This is a genomic window from Phenylobacterium glaciei, assembly GCF_016772415.1.
GTDB lineage: Bacteria > Pseudomonadota > Alphaproteobacteria > Caulobacterales > Caulobacteraceae > Phenylobacterium > Phenylobacterium glaciei.
The window spans coordinates 66,809-76,197 of sequence record NZ_JAGSGD010000003.1; the positions used below are offsets into that span (position 1 = coordinate 66,809).

The 9,389-nt window shown below is 68.6% G+C and carries 10 protein-coding genes; 6 read left to right on the forward strand and 4 right to left on the reverse strand.

Translation table 11 applies throughout. The features are described from left to right. The first annotated feature begins 7 nt into the window (after positions 1-7). The gene (locus tag JKL49_RS20490; RefSeq protein ID WP_215343299.1) at positions 8-1,819 is read left to right on the forward strand and encodes a DUF885 domain-containing protein; all 1,812 of its coding nucleotides are present in this window, start codon (positions 8-10) and stop codon (positions 1,817-1,819) included. A gap of 40 nt (positions 1,820-1,859) precedes the next feature. Here JKL49_RS20490 and JKL49_RS21140 read toward each other — a convergent pair whose 3' ends face one another. After that, complete coding sequence (locus JKL49_RS21140) at positions 1,860-3,503, reverse strand: ATP-binding protein (RefSeq protein WP_249778379.1); 1,644 nt, start codon at positions 3,501-3,503, stop codon at positions 1,860-1,862. Positions 3,504-3,682: 179 nt separating this feature from the next. Here JKL49_RS21140 and JKL49_RS20500 point away from each other — a divergent pair, with 179 nt between their 5' ends. From JKL49_RS20500 to JKL49_RS20515, 4 genes are all read left to right on the forward strand, one after another. Continuing rightward, positions 3,683-4,393, forward strand: a complete 711-nt coding sequence (locus tag JKL49_RS20500; protein WP_215343300.1) for a class I SAM-dependent methyltransferase — start codon at positions 3,683-3,685, stop codon at positions 4,391-4,393. A gap of 200 nt (positions 4,394-4,593) precedes the next feature. Further along, on the forward strand, positions 4,594-5,115 hold the full coding sequence (locus tag JKL49_RS20505; protein ID WP_215343301.1) for a lipocalin family protein: 522 nt from the start codon (positions 4,594-4,596) through the stop codon (positions 5,113-5,115). A gap of 46 nt (positions 5,116-5,161) precedes the next feature. Next, positions 5,162-5,614 carry an MmcB family DNA repair protein gene (mmcB, locus tag JKL49_RS20510; protein WP_215343302.1) on the forward strand — a complete coding sequence of 151 codons (453 nt, stop codon included), beginning with the start codon at positions 5,162-5,164 and terminating at the stop codon, positions 5,612-5,614. Between the two features lie 145 nt (positions 5,615-5,759). After that, the gene (locus JKL49_RS20515) at positions 5,760-6,029 is read left to right on the forward strand and encodes a GIY-YIG nuclease family protein (protein ID WP_215343385.1); all 270 of its coding nucleotides are present in this window, start codon (positions 5,760-5,762) and stop codon (positions 6,027-6,029) included. Positions 6,030-6,037: 8 nt separating this feature from the next. Here the strand turns inward: JKL49_RS20515 and JKL49_RS20520 are convergent, their stop codons facing one another. From JKL49_RS20520 to JKL49_RS20530, 3 genes are all read right to left on the reverse strand, one after another. Next, positions 6,038-6,559 (reverse strand): thioredoxin family protein, encoded by a 522-nt coding sequence (locus tag JKL49_RS20520; RefSeq protein WP_215343303.1) that lies wholly within the window; start codon positions 6,557-6,559, stop codon positions 6,038-6,040. Positions 6,560-6,619: 60 nt separating this feature from the next. Then, positions 6,620-7,177 (reverse strand): ActR/PrrA/RegA family redox response regulator transcription factor, encoded by a 558-nt coding sequence (locus tag JKL49_RS20525; protein WP_215343304.1) that lies wholly within the window; start codon positions 7,175-7,177, stop codon positions 6,620-6,622. Positions 7,178-7,270: 93 nt separating this feature from the next. After that, complete coding sequence (locus JKL49_RS20530) at positions 7,271-8,647, reverse strand: ActS/PrrB/RegB family redox-sensitive histidine kinase (RefSeq protein ID WP_215343305.1); 1,377 nt, start codon at positions 8,645-8,647, stop codon at positions 7,271-7,273. A 54-nt stretch (positions 8,648-8,701) separates the two neighbouring features. Between JKL49_RS20530 and JKL49_RS20535 the strand changes: the two genes are divergently transcribed. Beyond that, positions 8,702-9,292, forward strand: a complete 591-nt coding sequence (locus tag JKL49_RS20535; RefSeq protein WP_215343306.1) for an SCO family protein — start codon at positions 8,702-8,704, stop codon at positions 9,290-9,292. The last annotated feature ends 97 nt before the right edge of the window (positions 9,293-9,389 follow it).

A 9,389-nucleotide genomic window follows, 5' to 3' on the forward strand; every position in this document is an offset into this window, starting at 1 on the left:
TCCCCCCATGCACCTTTCGCGACGTGGCTTCGGACTAGGTGTCGCGGGCGCGGCGGTGGCGTCGGGCGCTTTCGCGGCGCCGGCTGGCGATCTCGACGCGGCGCTGACCGCCTATCTGGACGAAGCCTTCGAGGCTGAACTGGCCCTGGAGCCGGAGCGGCTGACGCGGCTGGGGCGCAAGACCGCCAACGACAAACTCACCGACCGCAGCGAGGCGGGGCTGAAGGCGCGGCTGGACTGGCGGCGCGGCAGCGTGGCGGGGATGAAGCGGCGGTTCGATCCCGGCAAGTTGGGGGAGGACGCGCGGACGTCCTACGACATCTGGGTCCTAGCCCTGGCGCGGGCCGAGGAGGCCTATCGCTGGCGGGGGCATGGCTATGTGTTCGACCGCAATGGGCCGCACACCGGCCTGCCGAACTTCATGATCAACACCCATCGGGTGGATAGCGCCGCCGACATGGCGGGCTATGTGGCCCGGTTGTCGGCCATCGGGCCGGCGATGGATGTGGAGCTGGACAAGGCCAAGGCCGCGGCGGCGGAGGGCGTGCGGATGCCGCGCTTTGCCTATGACCAGTCGCGCGACGAGGTGACGCGGCTGACGACGGGTGCGCCCTTCGACGCCGGCGCGGACTCCGCCCTGTTCGCCGACGCCAAGGCCAAGGCGGCGGCTCTGCGCGCGGCGGGCAAGATCGATGGGGCCCAGGAGGCCGGCTTCGTGGCTGGGGCGGCGGCGGCCATGACGGGCGCGATGAAGCCCGCCTATGACCGCGTCGGCGCCTGGCTGGCGGCGGATCGGGGGGCGGCTTCGGCGCTGCCGCAGGGGGCCGGCGCCCTGCCGGACGGGGCGGCCTATTACCAGGCCATGCTGCGCCAGCAGACCACCACCGACATGAGCGCCGATCAGATCCATGCGCTGGGCCTGTCGGAGGTGGCGCGCATCCGGGCCGAGATGGAGACGCTGAAAGGCAAGATCGGGTTCTCAGGGACGCTGGAGGACTTCTTCGTCGCCCTGCGGACCGACGACCGGTTCTATGTGAGCAACGACGACGCCGGCCGGGCCAGGTACCTTGGACTGGCGGCGGGCTATCTGGCGGGCATGAAGGCGCGGCTGCCGGAGTTCTTCGGGCGGCTGCCCAAGGCTGACCTGGTGGTCAGGCGGGTGGAGGCGTTCCGCGAGGAGGCCGGCGGAGCGGCGCACTACAGCTCCGGCGCGCCGGACGGCTCGCGGCCCGGCGTCTTCTACGTGCACCTGGCCGACACCCGGGCGACGCCGCTCTACGAGATCGAGGGCACGGCCTATCACGAGGGCTGGCCGGGGCATCACCTGCAGATCTCCCTGGCTCAGGAGACCCGCGGCCTGCCGGTGTTCCGCACCCAGTACGGCTACGCGGCCTACGCCGAGGGCTGGGGGCTCTATGTGGAGCGCATGGCCAAGGAGGTGGGGTTCTACACCGATCCCTACAGCGACTTCGGGCGGCTGGGCCGCGAGATCTGGCGGGCGATCCGGCTGGTAGTGGACACCGGCATCCACGCCAAGGGCTGGAGCGAGGACAAGGCCACGGCCTTCTACACCGCCAACTCGCCGCAGCCGGTGGGCAAGATCGCCTCGGAAATCCGCCGTTACTTCGTCACGCCGGGACAGGCCTGCGCCTATATGGTGGGGCAGTCGCGGATATTGGCGCTGCGGGCGCAGGCGCGGAGCGCGCTGGGCGCCAAGTACGACCAGCGGGCGTTCCATGACGTGGTGCTGGGCGCCGGGTCCCTGCCGCTGCCGGTGCTGGAGACGCGGGTTCGGCGCTGGGTGAAGGCGCAGGCCTGAGATGGCGGGCGGGCCGCGCCGCCCAGGCCGGCCCGCGGCTCTAACTTTTTGATTTAGAGCCCTTGTCGAGGACGTCGCGGACCCGGGTGGCCAGCTGTGCGGTGGTGAAGGGCTTGCCCAGCAGCTGCACGCCGGGATCGAGGCGACCGTTGTGGACGATGGCGTTGCGCGAGTAGCCGGTGGTGAACAGCACGGGCAGGTCGGGGCGAATGGTCCTGGCCATGTCGCTCAGCACCCGGCCGCTCTTGCCGGGCAGCACGACGTCGGTGAACAGCAGCGAAATCTCGGCGTCGCTGCGCAGGATCTCCAGAGCCGCCTCGGCGTCGGCCACTTCGAGAACGCCGTAGCCGAGGTCCCGCAGGGCCTCGGTGCTGAAGCTTCTCACCTCGTCGTTGTCCTCGACGACAAGAACAATGTCCTCCAGCGTCCCGCGGGGCATGGCGGACTCAGGGATCGCCTCGATCGCCTCGGTCTCTCCGTAGAAGCGTGGGAAGTAGAGTTTGACCGTGGTTCCCATCCCCGGCTCGCTATAGATGGTCACGTGGCCGCCGGACTGCTTGACGAAGCCGTAGACCATGCTCAATCCCAGTCCCGTACCCTTGCCGACCTCCTTGGTGGTGAAGAACGGCTCGAAGACCCGGTCCAGGGTCTCCTTGCTCATGCCCTCACCGCAGTCGCTGACGGCGACGACGACGTACTGCCCGGGGATCACCTCGGCGTCGGTCTCCGCATAGCGTTCGTCAAGCTCGGTGTTGTCGGTCTCGATGGTGAGCTTCCCGCCTTCCGGCATGGCGTCGCGCGCGTTGACCGCGAGGTTCACCAAGGCGCTTTCAAGCTGGTTCTGGTCGGCCTCGATGACCCAGACCCGCGACGACAGCACGGTCTCCAGCTCCACCTGTTCCCCGAGCGTCCGGTGAAGCAGGTCGGTGAGGTCGCGCACCACGGCGTTGATCTGCAGGCGCGTGGGGTTAAGCGGCTGACGCCGGGCGAAGGCCAGCAGCCGGGCGGTGAGGCCGGCGGCACGCTGGGCGCCCTGCAGCGCCATGTCCGCGGCCCGCTTCAAGCGGGCGGGGTCGCCGTCGGGATTGCGGCGAATGGTGTCGAGCCCGCCTATGATGACGGTCAGCAGGTTGTTGAAGTCGTGCGCAACGCCGCCGGTCAGCTGTCCCACCGCCTCGATCTTCTGGGCCTGCCGCAGCGCCTCCTCGGCGCGGGCCCGGCGTTCGCTCTCCGCCTTCAGGCTGGCCAGCGCGATGTCCCGCTCCGCCAGCATCTGCTCCAGGTCGGCGTTGGCGCGCTGCAGATGAGCCGGGGACGGAAGGCTGACGGCGAAGGGGACCAGCTTCCACAGGATGAGGGCGGTAAAGACCGACACGATGGCCGTGGCGGCCTTCAACAGGGCCTCGGCGCCGTAGTCTGGATGCCAAAGCGTCCAGATGGCCATGAAGTGGGTGAAACCACAGGCGGCGATGAACAGCACGAAGCACCAGGCCACCAGGCCGAAGGGAACGTCCTTTCGTCTGTGCAGGATGACTCCCAGGGACAGCGGGATCGTCATGTAGGCCAGGCCGATCAGGGCGTCGGAGACAACATGGGTCCACAGCAGCTCCGGTCGCCATAACAGGCAAAATCCGTGAGGCGAGAGCAGCTTTGTGTCGAGCAATTCCCGGAAGTAGCTGAACAACTCCATCCTCCGATTTCGTTTCCACCGTGCCCTGAAGGCCTTGATCGGGCATGAGTTCCAGGGCCGGCGCCTCAGGACCCGGGGCCGACCGCTGTGCTATAATCACGACAGGCCGTCAATCGGGCGCCGCCCTGCGAATCCGCCACCGATAGGCCGCCCCGAACCGTGAGTTGATGTCCATGCCTGACACCCTGCCGACCGACCGCGACTGGCGGCGCCATTGGGACGGCGGCGCGCCGTTGGCCGATGACGCCCTGGTGCAGGTGGGCCGCACGGTGGGGGGCAAGCCCATCGACGCCGCTCAGATGGACCGGCTGGTGGGGGCCATTGAGGATGCGCTGGATCTGCAGGCGGGCGACGTGCTGGCCGACCTGTGCTGCGGCAACGGGCTGATCACGGTGCGGCTGGCGCAGCGATGCGCGGCCGTGGTGGGGATCGACTATTCGCGGGAGCTGATCGCGGTGGCGCGGCGGGACTATGCGGGCGCCAACGTCACCTATCATCAGCGCAGCGCCGAGCAGATCGGGCCAGGCGACTTTCCGCCGCCGGGCCTCAACAAGGTGGTGATGAACCAGGGGCTGCAATATTTCGACGAGGCCATGCTGCGGGGGCTGCTGGGCAACATCGAGGCCTTCGCAAGAGGCGAGACAAGGCTGGTCTTCACCGATGTTCCCGACGTGGCGCGGCTGACGGCCTTCTACGACACGCCGGAACGCTGGGCGGCGTTCGAGCGGGCCCGCGCGGCCGGCGAAGAGGCCCTGGGGACCTGGTGGAGCCGCGACCACCTGCGCGGCGTGCTGGAGGACTTTGGCTACGCGGTGGCGTTCCAGGTCGATCCGGGGCGCTTCACGGCCCACTACCGCTTCGACGTGCTGGCGACCAAGGGCTGAGCCTGCGCGTCCGATTGTGGGACGCCTGGCGGAGGTCCTGGTCGGCGCGACGGGGCGTTTTGTCGCGGAAAGTGAGCGTTCTGTACGGTTTAGCTGCCGTGCAATGGTCTAATTCGTGCTGTTGAACGTGCAGGCCTCCGGTTCGCGCCGGGGGCGTTTTAAATTTCACAATCGGCGGGTAACGGTTAGCGATGACGACCATGCGTTCCTTGGCCCCTCTGCTGCTCGCCGCCGCCGCCCTGATGGGCGCCGCGCCCGCCATGGCCGCGCCGGCCCCGCCGGCCGACAAGATCGAGCTGACCAAGATGACGGGCCGCTGGTACGAGGTCGCCCGCCTGCCCAACAACACCCAGAAGGATTGCCAGGGCGGCACCTCGGACTGGGTGCGCACCGGCGACGGCTATTCGGTGGTCCAGGCCTGCCACAAGGGCACGCTGGCGGCGCCGGCCACCGAGTGGAAGGCCAAGGCCAAGGTCATCGATCCCAAGACCAACGCCCGCATCAAGATGAGCTTCTTCGGCGGCATGCTGAGCCAGGAATACTGGGTGCTGGACCACAAGAGCGACTGGCTGATCCTGGGCACCCCCAACGGCCGGTACATGTGGCTGATGTCCCAGCGCCCGATCCTGAGCGCGAGCGCCAAGTCCCAGGCCGTGGCCCGGGTGAAGTCCCTGGGCTACGACGTCAGCCGGTTGGAATTCCCGACGCCGGCGCGGAACTAGCGCCGAGGGTCTTGATTCCGGAACGAAGCCGGAACAAGACTTGGGCATGGACGTCATCGTCACCATCACGCGCCCGGAGATCACCACCGCCGTCACGCGCGGGGCCGCCCGGCTGCTGATCGACCTGGGCTATGCGCCCCTGGCGGAGGTGACCCTGCCCAATGGGCGGCGCGCCGACCTGATGGCCCTGTCGCGCAAGGGCCACATCCTGATCCTCGAGGTGAAGTCCGGCGTCGAGGACTTCCGGGTGGACCGCAAGTGGCATGAGTACATGCCCTATTGCGACGCCTTCGCCTTCGCCGTGGCCCCGGAGTTTCCGCGGGACATCCTCCCCGAGGAGCCGGGCCTGGTGGTCTGCGACGGCTTCGGCGGCGCGGTGCTGCGCGAGGCGCCCAGCGTTCCCTTGGCCGGCGCCCGGCGCAAGGCCCTGACCATCGCCTTCGCCCGGCTCGCGGCGCTACGGGCGGCGGGGGGCGTGGGGACCTTGCTGGAGGCTTAAACAAAACCACGTCATCCCGGACGGCCGACAGGCCGAGCCGGGACCCAGGGGCCCAGCACTCCGCCCCTGGGTCCCGGCTCTCCGCTTCGCTGCGGCCGGGATGACGTGAAAAGGGGAGAGCCATGGAGCAGAGCTCCTACGCTACATCCTTGCCAGCGGTCGCAACGGCACGTTGTACACTGGCGTCACGGCTCACCTATCACGCCGAGTCCACCAGCATCGCGAGGGCCGGACACCCGGCTTCACCTCCAAGTATGGCGTCAAACGGCTCGTCTGGTATGGGACGTTTTCAAGCATCTACGACGCCATCACTACGGAGAAGCGCATCAAGCGCTGGCGGAGGGCGTGGAAGATCGACCTGATCGAGAAGATGAACCCGCAGTGGCTTGACCTCTACGAGACGCTGAACGCGTGACGACCTTCCTAATTGGCCCACGTCGCCAGCCAATCGGCGAGGGCCTGGGGGCTCATGTGGCGGGCGTCGGCGAGGGAGGCGACGGTGTCCTTGTTGAGCAGCTTGTCGGTGGCCGGGTCGACCATCAGCAGGGCGGGTACGCCCTCGAGCCGGCTGGTGACGCCGTAGCGGGCGGGGATCTGCAGGTTCTTGTCGAAGCGGCCGACGTCGACGGTGACCAGCTCGAAGTGGCGGGCGACCCAGGTCTTCATCTCGGGCAGGTCCATGGTGGCGGCCAGGATGCGGCAGTCGCCGCACCAGTTGCCGCCCAGGTCGATGATCAGGATCTTGTGGGCCGCCTTGGCGCGGGCCTTGGCCTTGGCCACGTCGGCGTCGGCCTTGGCGGCCTCGTCATAGGGATAGGGCAGGGGGGTCTTGAGCTGGGCGTAGTCGGTGATGCTGACCTTGGGCGGGGTCACGGCGGCGGAGGCTGCGCCGGCGACGAGGCTGGCGGTCAGGGCCAGGGCGGCCAGCATCGGAACTTGTCGCATCAGTCACTCCACGCCCGTGATCGGGACAGAGGACCTATCTAGGCGGCCAGGCCGAAAAGGCTAGCGCGGGGCGCGCTTGGCCAGGATGCGCTGCAGGGTTCGGCGGTGCATGTTGAGGCGGCGCGCGGTCTCCGAGACATTGTGGCCGCAGAGCTCATAGACCCGCTGGATGTGTTCCCAGCGCACGCGGTCGGCGCTCATGGGGTTTTCGGGCGGCGGCGGGCTCTCGTCCTTGCGGGCCAGCAGGGCGCGGGCCACGTCATCGGCGTCGGCGGGCTTCGACAGGTAGTCGATCGCGCCTGACTTCACGGCCTGGACGGCGGTGGCGATGTTGCCGTAGCCGGTCAGCATGATGACCTTGGCGTCGGGGCGGGCGTCGCGGACGGCCTCCACCACTTTCAGGCCGCTGCCATCTTCCAGCCGCATGTCGAGGACGGCGTAGGCCGGGGCGAAGGTGCGCACCGCGGCCAGGGCCTCGGCGACGCTGCCCACCAGCACCGGCTCGAAACCGCGCTGCTCGAGGGCCCGACCAAGCCGGGTTCGCAGCGGCGCATCGTCGTCGAGCACAAGCAGGCTCTTGTCGGGCAGGGCGGCGATGTCGGCGGAGAGATCGGTCATTACGCAACCCTGAATATTGGTGTTCGGCAGCTTCGCTCTCTGCGGCATCATGTCGCGCGTTCTTCGCGCGGCGCAAGCCCAAAGCCGGAGATCCTAGGCCAGGGGCGCTTCGATCTGGGCGCGCGTCCAGCGCGCCGAGACCACCGCGCCACGCGGCCGTCCATTCTGGAAAGTCACCGCGGCCCCGGTTCGTTCCAGCAGGGTCTTGGCGATGAAGAATCCCAACCCCATCCCGATGTGCCCGGTGCGCGATCCTTCCGCTCCCGGACGGGTGGTGACATAGGGCTCGCCCAGCTTGGCCAGCACCTCGGGCGCGAAGCCGGGGCCGTCGTCGCGGACCTCCATGGAGACGCTCAGCGCATCGAAGCGGGCGGTGATCAGCACCTCGGAGGTGGCGAAGTCGACGGCGTTCTCCACGAAGGAGGTGAGCGCGTGCAGCACCTCGGGCATGCGCCAGATGTCGGGGGAAGCGACGCCGGCCGCGCCGGTGACGATGGCCTCGACACGCACCCCCTTCACCCCGGCATGGGGTTCGATCACCTCGTGGACCAGCTGCAGCAGGCTCATCCGCTCGTGGACCACGTCGGAGGCCTCGGCCGGGGCGTCGGTGAGGCGGCGCAGGATCTCGCGGCAGCGGGCGGCCTGGGCGATCAGCAGGTCGGCGTCCTCCTTGATCTGCGCGGTGGGCGCCTCGCGGGCCATCTCCTTGGCGACGATCGCGATGGTGGCCAGCGGCGTGCCCAGCTCGTGGGCGGCGGCGGCGGCCAGCGCCCCCAGGGCCGAGAGCCGCTGTTCGCGCGACAGCACGTTTTGCGTCACGTCGAGGGCGAGCGCCATGCGGGCCGATTCCTGGGCGGCCTGGCGGACGCTGCTGGCGATCACCAGGATTCCCGCCACGTTGGCCGCCGAACTGCTGAGCATATAGATCAGCGAAAAGCTGACGTTTGGACCTCGCACGGGCAGGGGCAGGTGGAAGAAGGCCAGGGCGAGGGAGGCCCCCACCGCCGCGCCGCCGAGAATCAGCAGGGGCTTCAGGGGCAGGGTCGCGGCCGCCAAGGCGATGGGCGCGATCAGCATGAGGATGAAGGGGTTGCCCGAGCCGCCCGTCAGGAACACCAGGACGCTGATCTGGGCGATGTCGAAGGCGAGCTGGGCGGTGGCCTCCCAGTCGGCGATCATCCTCTGGCCCGGCGAGGCCACCCCGGTGAGCAGGTTAATCCAGGCCGCCGCGCCGATCAGGCCAAAGCAGATGGCGTAGGGGGCCCTGAACCCGAGGAACAGGGCGCCCACCAGCAGGATGGCCACCTCGCCGAGGATCAGGGTCCAGCGCAGAGTGACGAGGGTGCGCATACGCAGCCGCCCGCCGGCCCCGCGCATATCCCAGGCCAGCTCGTCTTGCGCCTGGGCCGGGCTTTGCCTATCGAGGCCCGCAGCCGGCCCCGACGGCGTCGTGGTTTTGACGGACGCCATGCCGGTCAGAGCATCGTGCAAGTCGCACGTCGTGACGAGACAAAAGGTTCTTCCATGCCCCGCCGCAACCTGATCGTGATCGTCTGCACCGTCCTCAGCCTGGCCCTGCTGGGCGCCGTGGCCTGGAAGACGGGGGTGTTCAAGGCTCCGCCGACGTCCCTGGTGGGCGGGCCCTTCCAGCTTGTGGACCAGACCGGCAAGCCGGTGGACGAGAAGATCCTGCGGGGGAAATGGAGCGTGGTGTTCTTCGGCTACACCTACTGCCCGGACGTCTGCCCCACCACCATGGTGGAGATGGCCCAGGCCCAGGAACGGCTAGGGCCCAAGGCCAAGGATGTGCAGTTCCTGTTCATCAGCGTCGATCCCGAGCGCGACACCCCGGCCCAGCTGGCCACCTATCTGTCCAACGACGCCTTTCCGAAGGGGACCATCGGCCTGACCGGAACGCCGGCCCAGGTGGCGGTGGCGGCCAAGGCCTACCGCACCTTCTACCGCAAGGTGGGGACCGGGACCGACTACCTGATGGACCACCCGACGCCGGCCTATCTGATGGACCCCAAGGGCCGCTTCGACCGGGTGATCCCCTTCGGCATCGGCCCCGACGAGGTGGTGACGCAGGTGTCAGCGGCGATGCGGGGCGGTTAGGCGCAAGCTCGGCCGCGTCTTCACGCCGCATAGCGGAACCCAACAGGGGTAGACTCTCTTAAGCCTCAGCGTGCATGCTGCATTGCACAACGGGACG

Excerpts from the sequence above, each read along its gene's own strand:
- mmcB (WP_215343302.1), top strand. The coding sequence starts at position 5,162 with ATGGACGTCATCGTCACCATCACGCGCCCGGAGATCACCACCGCCGTC.
- JKL49_RS20535 (WP_215343306.1), top strand. The coding sequence starts at position 8,702 with ATGCCCCGCCGCAACCTGATCGTGATCGTCTGCACCGTCCTCAGCCTG.
- JKL49_RS20505 (WP_215343301.1), top strand. The coding sequence starts at position 4,594 with ATGCGTTCCTTGGCCCCTCTGCTGCTCGCCGCCGCCGCCCTGATGGGC.
- JKL49_RS20500 (WP_215343300.1), top strand. The coding sequence starts at position 3,683 with ATGCCTGACACCCTGCCGACCGACCGCGACTGGCGGCGCCATTGGGAC.
- JKL49_RS20530 (WP_215343305.1), bottom strand. The coding sequence starts at position 8,647 with ATGGCGTCCGTCAAAACCACGACGCCGTCGGGGCCGGCTGCGGGCCTC.
- JKL49_RS20525 (WP_215343304.1), bottom strand. The coding sequence starts at position 7,177 with ATGACCGATCTCTCCGCCGACATCGCCGCCCTGCCCGACAAGAGCCTG.
- JKL49_RS20520 (WP_215343303.1), bottom strand. The coding sequence starts at position 6,559 with ATGCGACAAGTTCCGATGCTGGCCGCCCTGGCCCTGACCGCCAGCCTC.
- JKL49_RS20490 (WP_215343299.1), top strand. The coding sequence starts at position 8 with ATGCACCTTTCGCGACGTGGCTTCGGACTAGGTGTCGCGGGCGCGGCG.